Genomic DNA, 22,724 nt, shown 5'->3' with positions numbered 1-22,724 from the left:
GGGTGATGCGAGGGTCGGGAGTGGGGGCGGAGGTCAGGCGAGCCGGATCCGCGGGTCGATGAGGGCGTAGACGGCGTCCACGATGATGTTGAAGAACACGATCGCACCGGCCGCCAGCAGGGTTACACCCAGCAGCATCGGCAGGTCGCTCTGGTCCACGGACTTCACCGCGAGCCGGCCGATGCCGGGAAGGCTGAAGGTCGACTCGGTGATGATGGCACCGCCGACCAGGGTGCCGAGGTCGATGCCGAACACCGTGACGATGGGACCCATCGCGCCCCGCCAGGCGAACCTGAAGAACACGTTCGACCGGGACAGACCCTTGGCCCGTGCCGTGCGGACGTAGTCCTCGCTCAACTGCTCGACGAGCTGGGAGCGGGTCATACGGGTGTAGTTGGCGGTGAAGATGATCGCGAGGACCAACCAGGGCAGCAGGAGCCCCGAGAACCAGGCGACCGGATTCTCGGTGAGCGGAGTCCACTGCGGCTGGTCGAGCCACCCCAGCTGCGCCACGAAGAAGAACATGGCGATGTAACCGACGAAGTAGATCTGCAGCGACGAGCCGAGCAGCGAGGCGGAGCTGGCGAACTTGTCCAGGAACCGGCCCTGCTTGAGGGCCGCGAGCATACCCGCGCCGATTCCGAGGATCAGGAAGACGACGGCAGCGCCGAGGGCGAGCGAGAGGGTCGTCGGCAGACGGTCCATGATCGTGCCGTAGACGGGCTCGTTGTTGGCGAACGAGTAACCGAGGCACGGCGCGTTGCAGTAGCCGTAACCGGCGTAGTCCCGCCCGGCGAAGATGCCCACGAGCCACGCCCAGTACTGCGCCGGGATCGGCTTGTCGATGCCCAGGTTCTTCCGGATCTGCTCAAGGTTCTCAGGTGTGCAGTTCTTGCCGCAGGACATCATGGCGGGGTCACGCGGCACGGCGTAGAAGAGCCAGAAGGTGATGGCGCTGATGATCAACAGGATGACCAGCGCGCCGGTGACTCGGCGGACAAGGAAGCGGAACATGAGGCGTGACTTTCCGGACGGGGCGCCGTCGCCGGGAGGGAAGTAGAGGGGGGTGGGCCGCAGGGGCGGCCATACGGGATGGCCGCCCCAGGGGATGTCGCTCGGTTACTTCTTGGCGTAGAGCTTGTTGAGCGCGACGCAGGTGTTGGCGCTGTCCCAGATGACGTTGCCGACCTTGGAGCCGTAGATGTAGTTACGGATCTTGTGGTAGTCCGGAACGACCGCGGCCTGCTCGTTGACCATCTTGTCGATGTTGCCCCAGGCCTTGTTGGCCTCCTCCACGTCCGCGATCTTGGAGGCGGCCTCGATGGCCTTGTTGATGCTCGGGTCGTTCAGCTGCGCGTAGTTGCTGCGGCCGTCACCGATGTTCTCGCCGCTCCAGCAGGGGTAGAAGACCGAGTAGCCGTTCGGCCAGTCCGGGCTCCAGCCGGCACCGAAGAGGTCGAAGTCGTTGTCGATCTTGCCGATCTGCGTGTAGAACGTCGACTTGTCGACCTGCTTGGTGACGACCTCGAAGCCGGCCGCCTCCAGGGCGTTCTTGACGGCGACGGCGGTCTTCACCTGGGTGTCCGACTGCTGGAAGGCGATGACCAGCTTGTACCCGAGCTTGCCGGCCTCCTTGAGGAGGGCCTTCGCCTTCTGGGGGTTGCCGCCCGGCTTCTTGTCCACGCCGTACAGGTCGAACTTGGAGTAGCCGGGCGTCACCGGAGCGAGGATCGTGGTGGCGATCTCGGTGGTGGCCTTGCCGCCGGAGATGGTCTGGATCTGCTGGTGCGGCCAGGCGTAGTTGATGGCCTGGCGGACCTTGAGGTCCTTCACACGGGTCATGTTGATCGGCCAGTAGTAGGTGGCCGTGTCGACCGCGGTGAGGACGCGCTTCTTCAGCTCCGGGTTGGTGAGCACCTGGGCGACGCGCTCCGGGGCGACCTCGTTGAAGATCGGCACCGCGTACTGGTCGTTGCCCTTGTCCGCGATCCAGCGGTCGGTCGACGCCACCAGCTCGTAGCCGAACTGGAAGACGTACTTGTCCGGGTAGGCGTTGCGGATCGGGTCCGTCTTCGGGTCCCAGTGCTCGTTGCGCTCGAAGGTCATCGACTTGCCGATCTGGCGGTCCCCGATCTTGTACGGGCCGCAGGAGAACGGACGCTTGTCGTACTTCTCCTTGGTGTCCTTCTTCTTCGAGACCAGGGAGTAACCACGCATCGCGAGCGTGTAGTTGAAGTCGGTGCGGGGCTCGTTGAGGCGGAAGGTGATGGTCTTGCCGTCGACCTCGATGGAGTCGAGGCTCTTGCCGTCGAACGGGCCCTTGTACTTCTCGCCGCCCTCAAGCCAGTTCTGGACGTAGCGCGGACCCTCGGTGATGAAGGTGGCGAAGAGGCGCTCGAAGGTGTGGCGGACGTCGTCCATGGTGACGTCCGAGCCGTCCTCCCACTTCAGGCCGTCCTTCAGGGTGAAGGCCCAGGTCTTGCCGCCGTCCTTCATGGTGCCGGCGTCGGTGGCGGCGTCGCCGACCAGGGTGGCGCCGCCCTTGTCGTCCAGCTTGTAGCCGGTCAGACCGCGCATGATCGGCACGGTGATGGCGCCCTCGGTCGAGACGTAGATCTGCGCCGGGTCCATGTGGTCCATGTCGAACTGCTGGAGCGAGTAGATCGTTCCGCCCGTGACGGCGCCCTTGACCTCAGGAGCCGGACCGACCGAGTCGGCCTTGGTGCCGACCGGGATCGCGATGGTCTTGGAGCCGCTGACCTTGGGGGCGTCGTTCTGCCCGGAGCCGCCCTCGTTGCCGCTGCTGCAGGCGCTGAGCACCGAGGTCGACGCCGCGGCGACGCCGGTGGCGATGAGGAAGTTTCTACGGGAGAAGGACATGGCTTCCTGCCTTGAAGTGGGAGTGATGAGACGGTTCCGGCACCCCGGCGCCTTCGCCGTGGTCCTGAAGAGGGCCGGAGCTAGCGCTTGGACTTCGGGTCGAGTGCGTCACGTACCGAGTCGCCGAGCAGGTTGAACGCGAGGACGAAGATCACCATGGACATGCCCGGGAAGAGCATGAAGGTGATGTCCTCGGTGTAGAACATCGCGCCCCGCTGGATCATGACGCCCCAGTCGGGAGTCGGGTCGATCATGCCGACCCCGAGGAAGGCGAGACCCGCCTCAGCGGTGACGAACGCCGGGAGCATCAGCGTGGACTGGATGATGATCGGCGTCCACAGGTTGGGCAGCAGCTCCTTGAAGACGATACGCCGCGGTGACGCACCCGTGACCTTGGCCGCCTCGACGAACTCCCGCTCGCGCAGGCCGAGTACCTGGCCGCGCAGCAGTCGGGCGATGGACGCCCAGCCGAAGGCGGCGAGCACGATGATGAGGCCGGTGGCTCGCAGCCAGGTCGGGATCTCGTCGTCGGGGGCGATGAAGAGTCCGTACACGACCGGCATGAAGGCGATGAAGAAGAGGGTGGACGGGAACGACAGAAGGATGTCGATGATCCGGCCCACGAGGTAGTCCGTCTTGCCGCCGAGATAGCCCGCGGTGACACCGATGACCACACCGAGGAACACGGTGAGCAGGGTGGCGGCCAGGGCGATGCCCAGCGAGGTGCGGATCGCGTAGAGCAGGAAGGTGAAGACGTCACGCCCGAGCTGGGGCTCGATACCGAACCAGAACTCCGAGCTGATGCCGCCGTTCGGACCCGCCGGGTACGAGAAGGCGTTGAGCAGCTCAGGCCGCTCGCTCGCGTATGTGGTGTACGGGTCCTTGCCGTACAGCTTCGCGATGAGCGGAGCGGCGAGCGCGATCACGAAGAAGAAGATCACGATGTACGCCGATATGACGCCCGTGCGGTCCCGCTTGAAGCGGTTCCACGCCAGCCGTCCAGGCGAGCGGCTCTCGCTGCCCTTAGGGGTGGAGGGCGAAGGCGACTTGTCGATGCTTTCGTCAGTCGCCTCAAGCGGGGCAGCCGCGGATGGAGTTGGGGGGGTCATGGTGCTCCTGGCCCAAGGGAGGGTCTGATGACTCCGCAGGGCACGCTCCCCTACGGGCTACGCCGGACTTTTTCAACGCAATTCATTCAAGGTCAATAAATTCTCGGCCGACTTGGTTGTCTCTTTACGTTCTTTACCCTGCCTTGACCATTCCGTAGCTACGCGGGTAGCGCAACGTGATCGAGTCGTGCCTTGACTCGGACCAACTGGACTAATCGGGTAACAGGTTCGATATGCGGACGCTCCTGTGTCGAAATGTGTACATCGCGGGGTCGAAACAAAACGGTTCCGCATCGGATCCCGAAGATCCATTGCGCCGTGCACGGAAGATCCACCGACCCGCCCGGGAGGGTCGAGGGGAGAAGTCCGTTTCGTCGCTCGAACGGCTTCGCGCACCCTGGCGGCACGTTGCTCCATTGGCCGGAGTTGATGTGCGCTATGTGCCTTTTGACTCGATATTGGCCCGTAAGGGATCAGTACCGGAGGAGGCACTCGATGCGGTCAGTCACACATGCCCGGTGGGCCGCCTGCGCGGTGGTGCTCGCACTCGCGACAGCGGCCTGTGGCAGCGGGGCCGGCAGCGGCGGTGACAGCGGCGCGGTGCTCACCTCCTCGTGGACGGATCCGCAGAACCCGCTGGAGCCGGCCAACACCAACGAGGTGCAGGGCGGCAAGGTGCTCTCCATGATCTTCAGGGGGCTGAAGCAGTACGACCCGAAGACGGGCGAGGCCGAGGACATGCTCGCCGAGCGGATCGAGACCACCGACTCGCAGAACTTCACGGTCACCGTCAAGGACGGCTGGACCTTCAGCAACGGCGAGAAGGTCACCGCCAAGTCCTTCGTGGACGCCTGGAACTACGGGGCGAGCCTGAGGAACAACCAGAAGAACGCGTACTTCTTCAGCTACATCGAGGGCTACGACCGGGTCCACCCGGAGAAGGGCGAGCAGACGGCCTCGACCATGTCCGGGCTGAAGGTGGTCGATGACCGGACCTTCACCGTCAGGCTCAGCCAGAAGTTCTCCGGCTTCCCCGACACCCTCGGCTACAACGCCTTCGTCCCGCTGCCACGCGCCTTCTACGAGGACCACGACGCCTGGCTGGCCAAGCCCGTCGGCAACGGTCCCTACACCGTGGAGTCGTACACCAAGGGCTCCGAGATGCGCCTGACGAAGTGGGACGCCTACCCGGGCGACGACGCGGCCCGCAACGGCGGCGTCACCCTCAAGGTCTACACCGACAACAACACGGCCTACACCGACCTGATGGCGGGCAACCTCGACCTCGTCGACGACGTACCGGCCCAGCAGCTGAAGAACGTCAGGGCGGACCTCGGCGACCGCTACCTCAACACCCCGGCCGGCATCATCCAGACCCTGTCCTTCCCGCACTACGACAAGGAATGGAACAAGGCCGGCTCGGTCAAGGTCCGCAAGGGGCTGTCCCGGGCGATCGACCGCGAGCAGATCACCGACACCATCTTCCACAGGACCCGCACCCCCGCCACCGACTGGACCTCACCCGTCCTCGGCAAGGAGGGCGGCTACAAGGAGGGGCTGTGCGGTGAGTGGTGCCAGTACGACGCGGCGGCCGCGAAGAAGCTGATCGAGGAGGGCGGCGGGCTGCCCGGCGGGCAGGTGAAGATCACGTACAACGCCGACACCGGCTCCCACAAGCTGTGGGTGGACGCCGTCTGCAACTCCATCAACAACGCCCTGGACAACGACCGCGCCTGCGTGGGCAACCCCATCGGCACCTTCGCCGACTTCCGGAGCAAGAGCACGACCCAGAAGCTCTCCGGTCCCTTCCGGGCCGGCTGGCAGATGGACTACCCCCTGCCCCAGAACTTCCTCCAGCCGCTCTACTACACCAACGCCTCCTCCAACGACGGCAAGTGGTCCAGCGAGGAGTTCGACCGGCTCGTCGACGAGGCGAACGCCGAGACGGACCCCGCGAAGGCCGTGGAGATGTTCCAGAAGGCCGAGGAGGTCGTCCGGGACAACATGGCGTCCATCCCGCTCTGGTACCAGAACGGCAGTGCCGGCTGGTCCGAGCGCCTGTCGAACGTCTCCCTCAACCCGTTCAGCGTGCCCGTCTACGACCAGATCAAGGTCGGCTGAGCCCGTCATGGGACGGTACGTCGTGCGGCGCCTGCTGCAGATGGTCCCGGTGTTCATCGGGTCCACGCTGCTGATCTTCCTCATGGTGAACGTGATGGGCGACCCCATCGCGGGCCTGTGCGGCGACCGGCAGTGCGACCCGGCGACGGCCGCTCGGCTCAAGCGGGAGTTCGGCCTCGACAAGCCCGTGTGGCAGCAGTACCTGACCTACATGGGGAACGTCTTCACCGGAGACTTCGGTACGGCGTTCAACGGTCAGGAAGTCACCGAGCTGATGTCGACGGCCTTCCCGGTCACCTTCCGCCTCACGATCGTCGCCGTCCTCTTCGAGGTCGTCATCGGCATCACGCTGGGCGTCCTCACCGGCCTGCGCCGCGGCCGCCCCGTCGACACCGGGGTCCTGCTGCTGACCCTGGTCGTCATCTCCGTCCCCACCTTCGTCACCGGGCTGCTGCTCCAGCTGCTGCTCGGCGTCGAGTGGGGGTGGATCAGGCCGTCCGTCTCCCCGGCCGCCCCCTTCGGCGAGCTGATCCTGCCGGGCCTGGTACTCGCCTCGGTCTCCCTCGCCTACGTCACCCGGCTGACCCGCACCTCGGTCGCGGAGAACCGGCGCTCCGACTACGTCCGTACGGCCGTCGCGAAGGGGCTGCCCAGACGCCGGGTCGTCACCCGGCACCTGCTGCGCAACTCCCTCATCCCGGTCGTCACCTTCATCGGAGCCGACATCGGCTTCCTCATGGGCGGCGCGATCGTCACGGAGCGGATCTTCAACATCCATGGCGTCGGCTACCAGCTCTACCAGGGCATCCTGCGCCAGAACACCCAGACGGTCGTCGGCTTCGTGACGGTCCTCGTCCTCGTCTTCCTGCTCTGCAACCTGGTCGTCGACCTCCTCTACGCCGTACTCGACCCGAGGATCCGCTATGCCTGAGCAGCCGTTCCCACCCGAGGGCGCGATCGCCGGAAGCGGTCTCGCAGGCGCCGTGGACCTGACCTCCGGCGAGGCGCTGACGCCCGAGCGGACGCACCCCGTCGGCCCGGCGGGGCAGGACCCGGCCGCCGCGCCGGCCGCCGCGGGCCGGCCCCGCAGCCTCTGGTCGGACGCCTGGCGCGATCTGCGACGCAACCCCGTTTTCATCGTCTCGGGTCTGATCATCCTCTTCCTGGTGGTCATCTCGCTGTGGCCCTCGGCGATCGCCTCCGGCAGCCCCCTCAGGTGCGACCTCGCCAAGGCCCAGCAGGGCTCCTCGCCCGGTCATCCCTTCGGCTACGACGGCCAGGGCTGCGACGTCTACACGCGCACGGTCTACGGCGCCCGTACGTCCGTCGTGGTCGGCGTCTGCGCCACGCTGGGGGTGGCGGTCCTCGGCTCGGTGCTGGGCGCGCTCGCCGGCTTCTTCGGCGGGCTGGCGGACTCGCTGCTCTCCCGTGTCACCGACGTCTTCTTCGCCATCCCGGTGATCCTCGGCGGGCTGGTGCTGCTCTCGGTGGTGACCAGCAACAGCGTCTGGCCGGTCGTCGGCTTCATCGTGCTGCTCGGCTGGCCCCAGATCTCCCGCATCGCCCGCGGCGCGGTCATCACCGCCAAGGAGAACGACTACGTGCAGGCCGCCCGGGCCCTGGGCGCGTCCAACTCCCGCATCCTGCTCCGCCACATCGCGCCCAACGCCGTCGCTCCGGTGATCGTGGTCGCGACCATCGCGCTCGGCACCTACATCGCCCTGGAGGCCACCCTGTCGTATCTGGGCGTCGGCCTGAAACCCCCGAGCGTCTCCTGGGGCATCGACATCTCCGCGGCCTCCCCGTACGTCCGCAACGCCCCCCACGCCCTGCTCTGGCCCTCCGGCGCCCTCGCCGTCACGGTCCTGGCCTTCATCATGCTCGGCGACGCGGTCCGCGACGCCCTGGACCCGAAGCTGAGGTGAACCGCGTCATGCTGCTGGAAGTTCGCGACCTTCAGGTGGAGTTCCGGACCCGGGACGGCGTCGCCCGAGCCGTCAACGGGGTCGACTACGGCGTGGACGCGGGCGAGACGCTTGCCGTGCTGGGGGAGTCGGGGTCCGGGAAGTCGGTGACCGCGCAGGCGGTGATGGGGATCCTCGACATGCCTCCGGGGCGCATCACGGGTGGTGAGATCCTCTTCGAGGGGCGGGACCTGCTGAAGCTGAAGGAAGAGGAGCGGCGCAAGATCCGCGGCGCCGAGATGGCGATGATCTTCCAGGACGCCCTGTCGTCGCTGAACCCCGTGCTGACCGTCGGGGACCAGCTCGGCGAGATGTTCGTCGTGCACCGGGGGATGTCGAGGAAGGACGCCCGGGCCAAGGCCGTCGAGCTGATGGACCGGGTGCGTATCCCGGCCGCCAGGGAGCGCGTCAGGCAGTACCCCCACCAGTTCTCCGGCGGCATGCGCCAGCGCATCATGATCGCGATGGCGCTCGCCCTCGAACCCAAGCTCGTCATCGCCGACGAGCCCACCACCGCCCTCGACGTCACCGTCCAGGCCCAGGTGATGGACCTGCTCGCCGAGTTGCAGCGCGAGTACCGCATGGGGCTCATCCTCATCACCCACGACCTCGGCGTGGTCGCCGACGTGGCCGACCGGATCGCCGTCATGTACGCGGGCCGGATCGTCGAGTCGGCGCCGGTCCACGACATCTACAAGGCCCCCGCCCACCCGTACACCCGCGGCCTGCTGGACTCCATCCCGCGCCTGGACCTCAAGGGCCGGGAGCTCTACGCGATCAAGGGCCTGCCCCCGAACCTCATGGACATCCCGGGCGGTTGCGCCTTTCACCCCCGCTGCCCCATGGCCCAGGACGTGTGCCGTACCGACGTTCCCCCCTCGTACGACGTCACCGAGTCCGGCGCGGACCGGACGAGTGCCTGCCACTTCTGGAGGGAGTGCCTGAATGGCTGAGCCGATTCTGGAGGTCAGCGGGCTCGTCAAGCACTACCCGCTCACCCAGGGCATCCTCTTCAAGAAGCAGGTCGGCTCGGTGAAGGCGGTCGACGGCGTCGACTTCACCCTGCATCGCGGGGAAACCCTGGGCATCGTCGGCGAGTCCGGCTGCGGCAAGTCGACGGTCGCCAAGATGCTGGTCAACCTGGAACGCCCGACGGCAGGTTCGATCAAGTACAAGGGCGAGGACATCACCAAGCTGTCCGGCCGCGCCCTGAAGGCCGTACGCCGCAACATCCAGATGGTGTTCCAGGACCCGTACACCTCCCTCAACCCCCGGATGACGGTGGGCGACATCATCGGGGAGCCGTACGACATCCACCCCGAGGTCGCCCCGAAGGGCGACCGGCGCCGCAGAGTGCGGGACCTGCTGGACGTGGTGGGTCTGAACCCCGAGTTCATCAACCGTTACCCGCACCAGTTCTCCGGCGGCCAGCGCCAGCGCATCGGCATCGCCCGCGGCCTCGCCCTGCGCCCCGAGGTGATCGTCGCCGACGAACCGGTCTCCGCGCTCGATGTCTCCGTCCAGGCCCAGGTCATCAACCTGATGGACCGCCTGCAGAGCGAGTTCGACCTGTCGTACGTCTTCATCGCCCACGACCTGTCGATCGTCCGGCACATCTCCGACCGGGTCGGTGTGATGTACCTCGGCCGGATCGTGGAGACCGGCAGGGACACCGAGATCTACGACCACCCGACGCACCCCTACACCCAGGCCCTGCTCTCCGCGGTGCCCGTCCCCGACCCGGCGGCCCGCGAGCTGCGCGAGCGCATCATCCTCACCGGCGACGTCCCGTCCCCGACGAACGTCCCCTCCGGCTGCCGCTTCCGGACCCGCTGCTGGAAGGCCCGGGACCGCTGCGCCCAGGATGTACCGCAGCTCGCGCCGCCGCCGCACCTGTGGGGGAGGGGAGGGCCCGAGGCACACCCCTGCGCCTGTCACTTCGCGGAGGAGAAGTCGGTGGTTCCGGCGGAGGTGGAGTCATGACCGACACCGGACGGGCCGACAGCGACAGCCGACGGCCGACAGCGACGGCCGACAACCGACGGCCGACAACCGACGGCCGGGAGTCGGCAGCCGGCCCGCGAGACCCGATAGCCGTACAAACACCCATGAACTGCGTTAACACGCAGGCAACTTCGCCGACCCGATCCCGATATACGGACGCGTCAGGCTGAACAGCGTACGGCCGTGCGGGTGCCGTAAGCGGACCGGGGCGCGTCATGCACCCCGGTCCGCTGCTGTTCAGGCCGTTCCCAGCGACCGCTTGAGGAAGTCCACCTGGAGCAGCAGCAGGTTCTCCGCGACCTGCTCCTGCGGGGTCATGTGCGTCACCCCGGACAGCGGCAGCACCTCGTGCGGGCGGCCGGCGGCCAGCAGCGCCGAGGACAGGCGCAGGGCGTGGGCGACCACCACGTTGTCGTCGGCGAGGCCGTGCACGATCATCAGCGGACGGTGCGGTTCGGCGGGGGAGGAGAGCCCCTCGTCGGTCACCAGCGAGCTCTTCGCGTACGCCTCCTGCTGTGCGGCCGGGTCGCCCAGGTACCGCTCCGTGTAGTGCGTGTCGTAGAGACGCCAGTCCGTCACCGGAGCCCCCGCGATGGCCGCGTGGAAGACGTCCGGCCGGCGCAGCACCGCCAGTCCCGCCAGCCAGCCGCCGTACGACCAGCCGCGGATCGCCACCCGGGAGAGGTCGAGCGGGTGGGATCCGGCGAGGTCCTGCAGGGCGTCGATCTGGTCGTCGAGGGAGACGGTGAAGTCCCCGTGGACCGCCTTCTCCCAGGCGGGTGAACGCCCGGGTGTACCGCGCCCGTCCGCGACGACCACCGCGAACCCCTGGTCGGCGAACCATTGCGAGGTGAGGTACGCGTTGTGCGCGGCGACGACCCGGGAGGCGTGCGGACCTCCGTACGGATCCAGCAAAACCGGAAGGGGGGCATCCCCTTGGTGGTTCCGAGGCAACAGTACGGCGCACGGGATGCGGCGTGCGCCCCCCTCCGTGAGCGTCACGCGCGGGGTCAAACCGGGATCTTCGGCGTGGGAACGGACCGTCGCCGTCAGCTTCCCGTCCCGGTACACCCGCACCCGAGCCCCAGGGTGATCGAGCGCGTGGGACACCAGCACCGTCACGCCCCCGGCGCGTACCGCCGTGTGCACGCCGGGCTCCTGCGACACACGCTCCACGCCCAGCTCGTTCACCCGGTACACATGCACTTCACCGGTCTCGGGATCGGCCGCGGCCCGACCCGCGGACGCCGAGACCAGTACGTCGTCGTCGGAGACGTCCAGTACCGCCCGGACGTGCAGCTGCGGCCCGGTCAACGGCCGCTCGCCCACTGTGAGCACGCGAGCGCCACCCTCGTCCGCGATGCGCACGAGATATCCGGAAGGGCTCCAGCAGGGCACGCCAGGGAAAAGATCCAGCCATTGTGGATCTTCGTCCGCGTGCACCATCCGGGTTGCCCCGGTCGCCGTGTCCACGGCCAGGAACAGCTGGCTTCGCTGGTCGCGCGCTTGTACGAGCAGCAGTGGCGCACCCGCCGCTGACCAGTGCACTCGCGCCAGATACGGATAGCGCGCCCGGTCCCAGGAAACCTCCGTGCGCACCCCGTCCAGGCCGATCACGAACAACCGTACGTCCGCGTTGCCGGTCCCCGCCGCCGGGTACGCCACCCGCTGCGGCTCCCGCTCCGGACGCGTCGGATCGGCGATCCACCACCGGTTCACCGGCGTGTCGTCCACGCGCGCCACCAGCAGCAGGTCCGAATCCGGGCCCCACCAGAAGCCACGGTGGCGCCCCATCTCCTCGGCGGCGATGAACTCCGCCTGTCCGTAGGTGACACCGTCCGACTCCGGCTCGGCGAGCGCGCGATCGCCCTCACCTTCGGCTCCCACCACCCGCAGGGCGCCCTGGGCGACGTAGGCGATGTGCCGTCCGTCGGGGGAGGGGCGCGGGTCGATCACGGGCCCGGGGACGGCGAGTTCGCGTGCCGTGCCGGCCCGCAGCTCGGCTGTGAAAAGCCGCCCTGACAAGGCAAAAGACGCCAACTCCACGGCGCTGTCCGTGGCGTGGGCGACGATGCCGGCGCCGGACTCACGGCTGCGCTCGCGCCGCGCCCGTTCCTCGGGCGGGAGGGCCTCCGAGGCGCCGCCCAGGAGGGCGCGCGGGTCGGCCGCCACGCGCTCCCCGCCGTCCACCGTGTCGAGCACCCACAGGGCGTTCGCCGGGTCCGTGCCGGAGGAGGAGCGCAGGAAAGCGACTCGGGAACCGTCGGGCGCCACCGCGAACGCGCGCGGCGCGCCGAGCGTGAACCTCTGGGTGCGGGCGTGCCGTCGGGGGAAGGAGACAGGCTCGGTCGTCATGCCCCGACCATATTGGCCAGTGCGCCCCCTTGTGCGGCTGTGCGCCGATCGATGCGCACGGACGGATAGTTATGATCACAAGCGCATAGTGGGTATGAACCTGCTGGCTGCTGCATGGATTTATCTGCCCCCATAGTCCGACCCCCCGCGCCTGGGATTCTTGGAGGTGAGCCGCCGTGGCACTCTCGATTTCGGCGGTGGTGCTGCTGGCGATCATCGTCTTCCTGCTGATCAAGAAATCAGGGCTGAAGGCCGGGCATGCGGTGGTCTGCATGCTGCTGGGCTTCTACCTGGCGTCCTCGACCGTCGCGCCCACCATCAGTGAGCTGACGACGAACATCGCGGGCATGATCGGCAGCATCAAGTTCTGAGCCACGCCGTTCCACGGGCTCCGGACGCTGGCTGACCGGAGCCCACCACCGGCCGACCTGTTCCACTCCTGCGCGACACCCGTTCGCCCTGATCGAGCTCACGGCCCTCGCACGTTCTCTGGGCGGCGAGGTCGACGCTTCGCAGGCGGAGGTCGCGTGGTAGTCCGTCAGCCCTCGGACGCGTATGACACGAAGTCGACCCAGGCCTGCGGCGAGAGCTGGAGGCGAGGGCCGACGGTGTGCTTGGAGTCGCGGACGTGGATGACGTCGGGGGTGTTGGCGACCTCGACGCAGTCGTTCGGGTTGCTGCTGTCGCTGTAGCTGCTCTTGAACCACACCAGCTCGGTAGAGGCCTCGCGAATCATGTGTCTCCCACCAGTCGCTCGATGAAGGCCAGTGACTCCCGTGCGGTCAGAGCCTCGGCCCGGATGATGCCATAGCGCAGTTCGAGGACCCGTAGCTGCCTCGGGTCGTGGACGGGACGGCCGTTGAACTCGTCGTCCATACGGCCAACCGCTGTGCCGTCCCCGAACTTCAGCACTTGGATCCGGCCGCCGGTCCCAGGATGATCCCAGCGGTCCATCGGCATCACCTGAATTTCGACGTTCCGCAACTGCGCTACATCCAGCAGGTGTTCGAGCTGCCTGCGCCACACCATCTTGCCCCCGACCGGCCGCCGTAGCGTCGTCTCTTCCAGGACGAAGCTGAGTTCAGGGGCTGGTGCGCGATCGTAGATCGCCTTCCGGGCCATGCGTGCCGCCACGGCCTGCTCCAACTGGTCTTCCGGGGCCACGGGGCGCCTGGTCATGAGCAAGGACCGTGCGTGCTCCTCTGTCTGAAGCAGCCCATGCAGATTGTGGTTGCCGTAGGACAGCAACTCGACCGCCTTCGCCTCCAGCTCCGCGAGATCCCGCACCTTCTTCGGATACCGGACCTTCTTGACGTCCTCCTTCATCGCCGAGAGCAGCCCGCCCGCCCCCAACACCTCGTCCGCCATGTCCAGGTACTCGGGCCGCGGGATCCGCTTCCCGGCCTCGATCTTGTACACCATGTCCTCGCCGTACCCCACCGCCTCCCCGAACGTGGCGGCCCGCATCCCCACGGCCTCCCGGCGCAGCTTCAGCTGCCGCCCCACGGTCGCGACCACGGCGACACCCCAGTCGTCGTCCGGGTCCACCTCCCAGCCCGGCTCATCCGCCTCGCTCTTGAGCCGCCTGGCCTCACCGTCCACCGACATTTCTGTGCCCTCCGTCGTACGGCCGTACCGACCCGCCCCGTACCCGTACGCCCCGTCCCGACAAGCCCGGACACCACCGGACAAGCCCCGGACAGTCACCGTACGCGACGGCATCGTCACTGTTCACGGTAAGCGCGCCCCGCCACGCTGAGTGATGTGAATCAAGAAACCGCCGCCCCCGAGACCCAACTCGATGCGTGCATCCGCAACTTCAGCGTGCAGTTGTCACCCACCCCGCGCGGAGCCCGCCTCGCCCGCCTGCTCGCCACCGAGCAACTCCGCTCCTGGGGGCTTCCTTTGGACCCGGCGGCGCTCATCGTGGCCGAACTCGCGGCGAACGCCGCCACGCACAGCCGTGTCCCCGGCCGGGACTTCCGGCTCACCCTCTACGTCGTCGGCGGCACCCTGCGCATCGAGGTCACCGACACTCGCCGCGAGCGCCTCCCGCGGCTGCAACGCCCCGCCCCCTGGTCCGAGTCCGGCCGAGGCCTGGTCCTTGTCGACGCACTCGCAGAGCGCTGGGGCACCGCCCTTGGACCGTATCCCCGCAAGACGGTGTGGGCCGAGTGCGAAGTAGGCACGCCACCGGGACCCGACCACTCGTGCTCCGGTGCGAGGGGCGGTCTTTCCCAAGGACCACGACGGTGAAAGAACCCGGCCAAGCCCCACCCCTCCCGCCCACGGCGCAAACTCACCCGGCCGGGTGAATATGCCCGACTCGGCTGGATCCTCGGCCCCTTGCCGGCCGTACGCTCAGCGCAACACAACCGCAGACATGCGACGGCCCCCGCCGGGACGGCAATCCCAGTGCGAGGGCCTGACCACCGAGGAAGAGGAAGCTTCCCGATGGATACGCAGAACCCTAGCGCCCCCTCGTGCGCCGAGTCCCGGCCTGCCGCCAACAAGCACCCGAAACGGCGGCCTCACGGCAGCAGCGGTGGTCTCACCCACGACAACACCCGCCACACCACCCGCTTCACGGTGATCGGCAACCACCTCACCCAGCACCCGGAGCTTTCCCTCCTCGCGATCGGCCTGGCCTGCCACATCCAGTCGCTGCCCAAGGGCGCCCGCGTCGACATCAAGACCCTCACCGCCCGCTTCCCCGAGGGCGCGACACGCATCGCCGCCGCCCTGCGCGAACTGGAGGCCCACGGCTACCTGCGCCGCGAACGAACCCGCATCCCCGGCGGCCGAATCGTCACCCGCACCGTCTCCTGCAATCAGCCAGGGAGCCGGCGTCACACCCACGACGGGCCGCCCGCCCGGCCCACACACCCGACGCCGACGAAGGAGCGGGCGCCCCGGCCCAAACCCCTCCCCGCCGTCCCCCAGCCCGGCCACCCCGCCCCCGCACTCCTCCAGCAGGCCACCGACCTGCTCTCCGGCCTCCGCCGTCACGATCCGCGCCTGCTCCTGTCCGCCTGCGACACCGCCCATCTCGCTCCCGGCGTCGCCGCCTGGCTGGAACGCGACGTCACCCCCACCGCCGTACGCCACGCCCTCACCGCGGACCTGCCGCCCGAAGGGCCACGACGACCCGCCGCCCTCCTGGCCCACCGCCTCACAGCCCAGCTGCCGCCCCCGCCCCCGTTCCGCTCCCCGACCTCACCGCCGACGGTCCGGCACCCCATCCAGAACTGCGAAGGCTGCGACCGAGGCTTCCGCTCACCCACCCCAGGACACTGCCGTGACTGCCGCACTCCCCTTGCCGCTGCCGCCTGAGCCCGTTCCGCCCTGTTCCCCGCGCTACGGCCGGACACTCTGGCCGGGGCACCCTCCGGAGGACACCATGAGCACTCAGGCCGACCACGGAAACGAACTGATCCCCCGTCCCGAGCTGACCCCTGATGCCCTGCGTGCAGCTCTGGCCGTCGTCCCTCCGGTCTTCCCTGCCACAGACGCGTCATGACGACGAGGGGTGACGGATGCGTTCGAGAGGTGGCGGGCAGGCGGGGCGGGGAAAGGCGGCCTCGTAGGCTGGGCCCATGACGGAACACCCCGCCCGGCGTCTGCTCCTGGTGCACGCGCACCCGGACGACGAGTCGATCAACAACGGCGCGACCATGGCCAAGTACGCGGCCGAGGGCGCCCAGGTGACCCTGGTGACCTGCACCCTCGGCGAGCACGGCGAGGTCATCCCTCCCGAGCTGCGCCATCTGACCGGCGCCGAGCTGGGCGAACACCGCCTGGGTGAGCTCACCGCCGCGATGCGCGAGCTCGGTGTCGAGGACTTCCGTCTCCTCGGCGGCCGCGGCCGTTACGAGGACTCGGGGATGATGGGCATCGCCGACAACGACGACCCCGCCTGCCTGTGGCAGGCCGACGTCGACGAGGCGGCCCGCGCGCTGGTCGAGGTGATCCTGGAGGTGCGTCCCCAGGTCCTGGTCACCTACGACCCCGACGGCGGCTACGGCCACCCCGACCACATCCAGGCCCACCGCATCGCCATGCGCGCGGCCGAACTGGCCGACGACGCGGGCTGGCGCATCCCCAAGATCTACTGGAACCGCGTCCCACGGACCGTCGCCGAGGATGCCTTCGCCCGGCTTCAGGTGGATCTGCCCGGACTGCCGTTCGGCAAGGCCGCCACCGTCGGCGACGTCCCCGGTGTCGTCGACGACGAGCGTGTCACCACCGTGGTCGACGGCACCGCCCACGCCGCCGCCAAGGCGGCCGCGATGCGCGCGCACGCCACCCAGATCGACGTGGCCGACCTGTACTTCGCGCTCTCCAACGAACTCGCGCAACCCCTCTTCACCACCGAGTACTACCAATTGGTACGCGGGGAGCCGGCGGCGCGACCCGAGTCCGACCTGTTCGCCGGTGTCGTCGCCGAGGAGGCGTCATGAGCTCGATGCTCGCCCAGCCGCTGAAGCGGCCCTCCGGTCTGCGGGTCCTCGCCTGCCTCGGACTCCTCGTGCTCGGCGCCGTGGTCGGAGTGGCCGGTGCGCTCGTGCAGCCGGCGCTGTTCCCGGGCGGCCTGCTGCTCGCGCTGGCGGGCGAGGCCGGGCTCTGCCTGGGCGGTGGCCGGCTGGTGGGCAGCCGGGCCGGGGCCGTCGCGCCCGCCGGGGGCTGGATGCTCGCCGTCATCCTGCTCACCGCCAGCCGCCCCGAAGGCGACTTCGTCTTCGGCACGAGCGCCTCCTCCTATCTCTTCCTGCTCGGAGGCATGGCCGTCGCTGTGATCTGCGCCACCCTCGCTCCGGTGCGGCAACCGGACGACGGCGACGTCCGACTTGCCAAGTGACGTACCACTTCTCCACCAAGCGCTCGTGCGAGTCCGGTGTGGGTTTCCCCAGCGGTCGTGGGATACGGGACAGAGGTGGCCAGTATGGTGGTGCGCGCCGCCGAGCCGCCCGAAGCAGTGAGGTACGGGCGGCGGAGCCAACCGGGAGAACCTGCCTTGAGTCGTGAAACTGACACTCCGTCCTCCGGGCCCAACGGGCGCGGCGGAGCCGCATACCCCTCGGGCACGCCGCCGTACGGGACCCCCATGGCTTCCGACAGCGGCGCGGACGCGGGCCGTTCGGCCACGCAGCCGGAGGAACGCAAGACCGAGACCACGCTGACGACCCGGATCCGGATCAACATCCCCGGATCGCGGCCGATTCCGCCGGTCGTGGTACGTAAGCCCGTCGCCGAAGCCGACAGCCCCGCGCCGAGCACGGACACCGAAGCGCCGGCCCCGACCGCCCCGACCTCCACGTCCACGGGCACCGTCGAAACCCCGGCCGAGCCGGCTGCGCCGCAGACGGGGGAGAAGACGAGCGACTGGTTCGCGCCGCGCAAGTCCTCGCCGGGCAAGGGCGGTCAGTCCGGCACACCGTCCAACGGCGCAGGTCAGTCCGGCGGTTCGGGACCCGGTGCGGGTGGTACCGCAGGCGCGGGTGCCGGGGCCCCCGGTGCCGGCGCGCCCGGCGGTGCGCGTCCGGGCGCGGGTACTGCGCGGCCCGGTGGTGTCGTCGGCTCGATGAGCATGTCGGGCGGCTCCCGCCCCGGCGGCCCGAAGGGCGCGGGTCTCCCGGGCGCGACCGGCGGTCCCGTGGCTCCCGGGCACGGCGGCGGGACCGGTTCCTTCGACGTGACCGAGGCGCTGGCGGCGGGCCCGCTGGGCAGCGGCGACGGCGACGGCTCCCGCCCCGGCGGTGAGGCACGCCGCGACGACCTGCCCTACTTCTCGGAGAACGGCGGCGGCCAGGGCGGCCAGAACGGCCAGGGCGGGCAGAACGGCCCGGGCGGCTACGGCGCCCAGGGCGCACCGGGCGGCTTCGACCCGTCCGCCGACTTCAACGCCCCGAACGGCTTCGACGGTTCCGCCGACTTCAACGGCCCCGGCGACTTCGGCGGTCCGAACGGCCGCAGTGGCCAGGGCCCCACCGGCCCGACCACCGGCCCGGTCACCGGCGACGGCCCGGCGGTCCCGCCGGTCACCGGTGGCAACCAGGGCGCGCTGCGCGGGCCCGGCGGCCCTGCTGGCCCCGGCGGCCCGGGTGGTCCCGGCGGCCCCGGCATCTCCGCCGGTCCTGGCTCCGGTATCTCCACCGGCCCGAGCCGGCCCGGCGCGCCCGGCACCGGCCCGGTCGGCCCCATGGGCCCGAGCGGTCCTGCCGGCCCCGCCGGTCCGGGCGTCCCCGGCGCCTCCCCGCACTCCGCGGGCCGCGGCCCGGCCGGCGGACTGAGCGACGACACCGCGATCCTCACCCCGCAGAAGCCGGCCCCCGAGCCCGGCACCCCGCACTACGGGGGCGTGGCCGACAACGTCTCCGGCCACACCGTCACCAGCGGCATCCCCGTCGTCCCGTCGGGCGCCCAGAGCGGTCCCTTCGGCCCGGGCGGCCCCGACGGACCGGCGCCGCACACGCCCCCGAAGCTGCCCGAACCGGCTTCGTCGGACGCCTCGGCCTCCAGGGCGCCGAAGAAGAAGGGCCGCAACAAGCTCGCCCTGGTCGGTGGCGGCGTGATCGTCCTCGCCGGTGGCCTGTACGGCGCCGGTCTGCTGATGAACCACTCCGACGTGCCCAAGGGCACCACCGTGCTCGGCGTCGACATCGGCGGCGGCACCCGTGACGACGCGGTCAAGAAGCTCAACGACGCCTTCGACGAGCAGGTCGGCAAGCCGCTGAAGCTGTCGGTGGGCGGCAGGACCGTCAGCCTGGAGCCGGACAAGGCCGGCCTGCAGTTCGACATGCAGCAGACGGTCGGCGCGGCCGCGACCAGCGACTACAACCCGATCTCCGTCATCGGCTCCCTCTTCGGCAACCACCGGGTCGTCGACCCGGTCATGCCCACCGACGAGGAGAAGCTGCACGCCGCCCTGGAGGACGCCTCCGGCGGCTCCGGCTCGGTGACCGAGGGCACGATCAAGTTCGAGGCCGGCAAGGCCGTGCCCGTCTACGGCAAGGCGGGCAAGGGCATCGACGTCGCCCAGTCCACCGCGGCGGTCGAGCAGGCCTTCCGCACCCAGGTCGAGACCGGCGCGTCCGACCCGGTGACCGTCCCGATGACCACACAGCAGCCGACGGTCTCGAAGGCCGAGGTCGACCGGATGATGAAGGAGTTCGCGGAGCCCGCGATGTCGGCTCCTGTGACGGTTCAGGCGCAGGGGGCGAGCCCCGTCCTCATGAGCCCGGAGAAGTCCCTGTGGAAGTTCCTCCGGGTCAAGGCCGTCAACGGCAAGCTCGTCGACTCCCCCGACCTGGCCGCCCTGAAGCAGCTCTACGGCGGTGCCTTCGACGGCGTGCTCATCACCCGGGGCAACGGCAAGAAGACCGCGGTCACGCCCGAGGACGTCTACGTCGCCCTCCGCGAGGCCCTGAGGAGCAAGAGCGACCGCACGGCGGTCATCGAGACGAACCCGGGCTAGCGGATCTCCGCCCCCCGACGACAGGGGGCACCCGGTACACGCCGGGTGCCCCCTCTCGTCGTACGGCTGCGAGCGGGACGACCCGCGCCTCGGGGCGTACGGCGACGAGTTCCGCGCCGACCCGCGCGAGGCGGGCGCCGCCGGGCTGGCGGACGCGCACCACCGCCGACCGGTGCGGCCGGCCGGCGTTCCGCGTCCACGGGCGTACCGCGTCCGCGATGTCCTCACCCGCGCCGGCGTCACGCGGCGCCGAACCGGCGGTGGTCCCGCGCCCGCCGCAGGGTACGGTCATCGACCACCTGACGGCCGCGAGCGCCGGGCAGAGCGGGGGCGAGCTCAGTTCAGCAACGCGCGAGCCGCCCGAGCCTGCTCCCGCACCCGTTCCGCGGCCCCCTCGTCCACCGCGCCGACCAACTCCGCGTACTCCTCCAACTCCGCGGCCCCCTCGACGAACTCACCCCGCTGTACGAGCAACTGCGCCCGCTCGAACCGCAGCCGCGCCGGATGCGAGGGCAGCAGCAGCGACAACTCCACCGCCCACAGCGCCACATCCGTCCGCTCCGGCCGCGTGGCCGCCCACGCCCGGATGTTGTTCAGGATCCGCAGCACCACGTCCAGGGGATCGGCCGGCGCCAGCATCGACGGCTCCAGCGCCGCCCCCGTGGCCCCCGCCACCAGCACCTGCGCGTCGCTCCCCGTCAGCACCCGGCCCCCGTCGAACGGATCGGCCAGCACCTGGTCCTCGGCCGGGCCGAACCCCACGACGAAGTGACCGGGCAGCGCGACCCCGTACACCGGGGCCCCCGCCCGCCGCGCCACCTCCATCCACAGCACCGACAGCAGAATGGGCAGCCCCCGCCGCCGTACCACCACGTGGTGCAGCAGCGACGATTCGAGCCGCTGATAGTCCGCGGCCGAGCCGCGATACCCGTACCGCTCCCCGAGCAGGTCCCGCAGTGCGACCGCCCACGCCCGCGGCCCGCCGGGCCGGAACGGCAGCTGTCCCGCCAGTCCGTCCAGCTCCACCTGCACCGCGTCCATCCCCACCTCGTCCAGCTCCCCGTCCGCCTCGGCTCCCACCAGCAGACACAGCAGGGACAGGTCGGGCCGCTCGGACCGTGCCTCTTCGGCGAACCGCCTGCGCAGCTCGGCGGAACGCTCGGGTGATGGGGGACAGGGGGGACGCATAGCTGGCTCGTGCCCTTTCACGGCGATCGGTACCGCTGGAGACGGCGATTGCTCACGGTGATCGATAGTGGTGGTAGGCGTGGTGTGCGGTGAACCCCATCCCGGCGTACAGGCCCCGCGCGCCCACGTTGTCCGTCTCGACCTGCAGCCACGCCGCCGAGGCCCCCTCGTCCAGGGCCCGCGCGGCCAGCGCCGCCATGACCAGGGTGGCCAGCCCCCGCCGCCGCAGCGCGGGGTCGACCTCCACGGCGGCGAACCCGGCCCACCGGCCGTCCACCACACACCGCCCGATCGCGGCGGGGGCACCACCGCTCTCACCGGCGACCGTCGCGAACCACACCGACGGCCCTGCCTCGCGGGCTTCACCCGAGCCGGCGGGCCCCCCTCCCAGCACCCGCAGAGCCACCTCGTTCACCCCCTTGCGCCGATAACGGGCAAGCCAAGCCTCGTCCGCTTCCCGGGACAGCACCACCCGGGACACCTCGGCCGGCTCGCCCAGGTCGGCGATCGGCGCCAGCGCCCCGATCCACATCTCGGCGGTCACCTCCCGAACCCACCCCAGCCGCTCCAGCTCCGCGCACAGCAGCTCCTGCGTGCCCTCGGCCCCGGTCGCGGTCTGGACGTACGCGGGAAGCCCGCGCTCGCCGTACCAGCGCCGTACGGCATCGAGCGCGGCCGGCAGCGGCATGCCGGGGTCGCCGAGCGGCAGCACCGAGTTGGCCCGCCGGGTGAACCCGGACGCGGCCCGCAGCTCCCACTCGCCGAGCCGTTCGCTCTCCACCGGCCGCCACGCGCGCGCGGCGACATGCGCGAGTTCCTCGTACGAGGCGGCCGGGCCGCGCCGACGGGCCGGCGCGGCGGGCACGACCTTGCCCGCCACCACGGAGGATTCCGGGATACGGACGGTCTCCCCGGTCTTCCGTGTGATCAGCAGCACACCGTCGTTCCATGATGCGAGAACACCCACCGTGTCGGTGAACTTCTCACCCTCGGCCGAAGGATTGTCCAGGCGGCGTACAGAGACCCGTTTGCCCACGTCAGCAGCGGTGATACGGACCTCGAAGCGCCCCGTCGCAGAGATTTCCACAGGTCAGTTCACCCCTCCTGTTCGGATCATGCCCAAGAACGGAGATACTAGGGGCGGGCATCGACGACGCCGCGCTCCCGCGCGCCAGGCGGCGGAGCCTGTGGAGGCCCGCCAGCGCCCTATCGAGGAGGAACGACAGCGTGACCTACGTCATCGCGCAGCCTTGTGTCGACGTCAAGGACAAGGCGTGCATCGAGGAGTGCCCGGTCGACTGCATCTACGAGGGCTCCAGGTCCTTGTACATCCACCCGGACGAATGCGTCGACTGCGGAGCCTGTGAGCCGGTCTGCCCGGTCGAGGCGATCTTCTACGAGGACGACGTGCCGGAGGAGTGGAAGGACTACTACAAGGCGAACGTCGAGTTCTTCGACGAGCTCGGCTCGCCCGGTGGCGCCAGCAAGCTGGGTCTGATCGAGCGGGACCACCCGTTCGTCGCAGCGCTGCCGCCGCAGGCCGAGTAACCCCCGTCGGCGACCCGCACAGCGTGCCGCCTCGGTCCCGTACGGCCTGATCGCCCTGTCGCCGTACGGGCCCGAGGCGTT

Annotated in this window: 20 protein-coding genes; 12 read left to right on the top strand and 8 right to left on the bottom strand. The window is 69.7% G+C overall.

Annotated elements, in window-relative coordinates; all coding sequences use genetic code 11:
* Positions 1-33 precede the first annotated feature (33 nt).
* From ACFYNL_RS14895 to ACFYNL_RS14885, 3 genes are all read right to left on the bottom strand, one after another.
* Positions 34-1,014, bottom strand: coding sequence for an ABC transporter permease (locus tag ACFYNL_RS14895; RefSeq protein WP_388802193.1), 981 nt, complete (start codon positions 1,012-1,014; stop codon positions 34-36).
* Positions 1,015-1,119: 105 nt separating this feature from the next.
* Entirely contained in the window at positions 1,120-2,880 is a 1,761-nt protein-coding gene (locus ACFYNL_RS14890) for an ABC transporter substrate-binding protein (RefSeq protein ID WP_388802190.1), read from the bottom strand.
* 80 nt (positions 2,881-2,960) lie between these two features.
* A complete protein-coding gene (locus tag ACFYNL_RS14885; RefSeq protein WP_388802188.1) occupies positions 2,961-3,989 on the bottom strand; it encodes an ABC transporter permease in 1,029 nt (342 codons plus the stop codon).
* Between the two features lie 495 nt (positions 3,990-4,484).
* Between ACFYNL_RS14885 and ACFYNL_RS14880 the strand changes: the two genes are divergently transcribed.
* The 5 genes from ACFYNL_RS14880 to ACFYNL_RS14860 are packed head-to-tail and all read left to right on the top strand — an operon-like array spanning position 4,485 to position 10,057.
* Positions 4,485-6,110 carry an ABC transporter substrate-binding protein gene (locus tag ACFYNL_RS14880; RefSeq protein WP_388802185.1) on the top strand — a complete coding sequence of 542 codons (1,626 nt, stop codon included), beginning with the start codon at positions 4,485-4,487 and terminating at the stop codon, positions 6,108-6,110.
* 7 nt (positions 6,111-6,117) lie between these two features.
* Positions 6,118-7,041: an ABC transporter permease gene (locus ACFYNL_RS14875; RefSeq protein ID WP_388802182.1), complete on the top strand. Its 924-nt coding sequence runs from the start codon at positions 6,118-6,120 to the stop codon at positions 7,039-7,041.
* Positions 7,034-8,035, top strand: coding sequence for an ABC transporter permease (locus ACFYNL_RS14870; RefSeq protein WP_388802179.1), 1,002 nt, complete (start codon positions 7,034-7,036; stop codon positions 8,033-8,035). The genes ACFYNL_RS14875 and ACFYNL_RS14870 overlap by 8 nt, the downstream gene beginning before the upstream one ends.
* An 8-nt stretch (positions 8,036-8,043) precedes the next feature.
* Entirely contained in the window at positions 8,044-9,027 is a 984-nt protein-coding gene (locus ACFYNL_RS14865; protein WP_388802176.1) for an ABC transporter ATP-binding protein, read from the top strand.
* Positions 9,020-10,057, top strand: coding sequence for an ABC transporter ATP-binding protein (locus tag ACFYNL_RS14860; RefSeq protein ID WP_388802173.1), 1,038 nt, complete (start codon positions 9,020-9,022; stop codon positions 10,055-10,057). Before ACFYNL_RS14865 ends, ACFYNL_RS14860 begins: the two co-directional genes overlap by 8 nt.
* 258 nt (positions 10,058-10,315) lie before the next feature.
* Here the strand turns inward: ACFYNL_RS14860 and ACFYNL_RS14855 are convergent, their stop codons facing one another.
* On the bottom strand, positions 10,316-12,433 hold the full coding sequence (locus ACFYNL_RS14855; protein WP_388802170.1) for a prolyl oligopeptidase family serine peptidase: 2,118 nt from the start codon (positions 12,431-12,433) through the stop codon (positions 10,316-10,318).
* A gap of 176 nt (positions 12,434-12,609) precedes the next feature.
* On the opposite strand from ACFYNL_RS14855, the gene ACFYNL_RS14850 reads away from it, so the two are divergent.
* Positions 12,610-12,804: a hypothetical protein gene (locus ACFYNL_RS14850; protein WP_019755516.1), complete on the top strand. Its 195-nt coding sequence runs from the start codon at positions 12,610-12,612 to the stop codon at positions 12,802-12,804.
* A gap of 167 nt (positions 12,805-12,971) precedes the next feature.
* On the opposite strand, the gene ACFYNL_RS14845 is transcribed toward ACFYNL_RS14850, so the two are convergent.
* Both ACFYNL_RS14845 and ACFYNL_RS14840 read right to left on the bottom strand, forming a co-directional pair.
* A complete protein-coding gene (locus ACFYNL_RS14845; RefSeq protein WP_388802167.1) occupies positions 12,972-13,169 on the bottom strand; it encodes a DUF397 domain-containing protein in 198 nt (65 codons plus the stop codon).
* A complete protein-coding gene (locus tag ACFYNL_RS14840; protein ID WP_388802164.1) occupies positions 13,166-14,041 on the bottom strand; it encodes a helix-turn-helix domain-containing protein in 876 nt (291 codons plus the stop codon). Before ACFYNL_RS14840 ends, ACFYNL_RS14845 begins: the two co-directional genes overlap by 4 nt.
* Before the next feature lie 156 nt (positions 14,042-14,197).
* Between ACFYNL_RS14840 and ACFYNL_RS14835 the strand changes: the two genes are divergently transcribed.
* The 5 genes from ACFYNL_RS14835 (at position 14,198) to ACFYNL_RS14815 (ending at position 19,907) form a co-directional block, all read left to right on the top strand.
* Complete coding sequence (locus ACFYNL_RS14835; RefSeq protein WP_388802161.1) at positions 14,198-14,689, top strand: ATP-binding protein; 492 nt, start codon at positions 14,198-14,200, stop codon at positions 14,687-14,689.
* Between the two features lie 198 nt (positions 14,690-14,887).
* Complete coding sequence (locus ACFYNL_RS14830) at positions 14,888-15,766, top strand: helix-turn-helix domain-containing protein (protein ID WP_388802158.1); 879 nt, start codon at positions 14,888-14,890, stop codon at positions 15,764-15,766.
* Positions 15,767-16,029: 263 nt separating this feature from the next.
* Entirely contained in the window at positions 16,030-16,893 is an 864-nt protein-coding gene (mshB, locus tag ACFYNL_RS14825; protein WP_388802155.1) for an N-acetyl-1-D-myo-inositol-2-amino-2-deoxy-alpha-D-glucopyranoside deacetylase, read from the top strand.
* Positions 16,890-17,291, top strand: a complete 402-nt coding sequence (locus tag ACFYNL_RS14820; protein ID WP_388802152.1) for a DUF6113 family protein — start codon at positions 16,890-16,892, stop codon at positions 17,289-17,291. The genes mshB and ACFYNL_RS14820 overlap by 4 nt, the downstream gene beginning before the upstream one ends.
* A gap of 156 nt (positions 17,292-17,447) precedes the next feature.
* Positions 17,448-19,907: a hypothetical protein gene (locus ACFYNL_RS14815; protein ID WP_388802149.1), complete on the top strand. Its 2,460-nt coding sequence runs from the start codon at positions 17,448-17,450 to the stop codon at positions 19,905-19,907.
* A 336-nt stretch (positions 19,908-20,243) separates the two neighbouring features.
* Here ACFYNL_RS14815 and ACFYNL_RS14810 read toward each other — a convergent pair whose 3' ends face one another.
* Positions 20,244-21,095 carry a tetratricopeptide repeat protein gene (locus tag ACFYNL_RS14810; protein ID WP_388802146.1) on the bottom strand — a complete coding sequence of 284 codons (852 nt, stop codon included), beginning with the start codon at positions 21,093-21,095 and terminating at the stop codon, positions 20,244-20,246.
* A 52-nt stretch (positions 21,096-21,147) separates the two neighbouring features.
* On the bottom strand, positions 21,148-22,182 hold the full coding sequence (locus ACFYNL_RS14805) for a GNAT family N-acetyltransferase (RefSeq protein WP_388802143.1): 1,035 nt from the start codon (positions 22,180-22,182) through the stop codon (positions 21,148-21,150).
* Between the two features lie 140 nt (positions 22,183-22,322).
* Between ACFYNL_RS14805 and fdxA the strand changes: the two genes are divergently transcribed.
* Positions 22,323-22,643: a ferredoxin gene (gene fdxA, locus ACFYNL_RS14800; protein WP_003998156.1), complete on the top strand. Its 321-nt coding sequence runs from the start codon at positions 22,323-22,325 to the stop codon at positions 22,641-22,643.
* Positions 22,644-22,724 lie beyond the last annotated feature (81 nt).

The sequence above is a fragment of the Streptomyces sp. NPDC007808 genome (assembly GCF_042868655.1).
Lineage (GTDB): Bacteria > Actinomycetota > Actinomycetes > Streptomycetales > Streptomycetaceae > Streptomyces.
The sequence above is the reverse complement of the archived record's forward strand: the minus strand, read 5'-3'. Positions and strand labels throughout refer to the sequence as shown.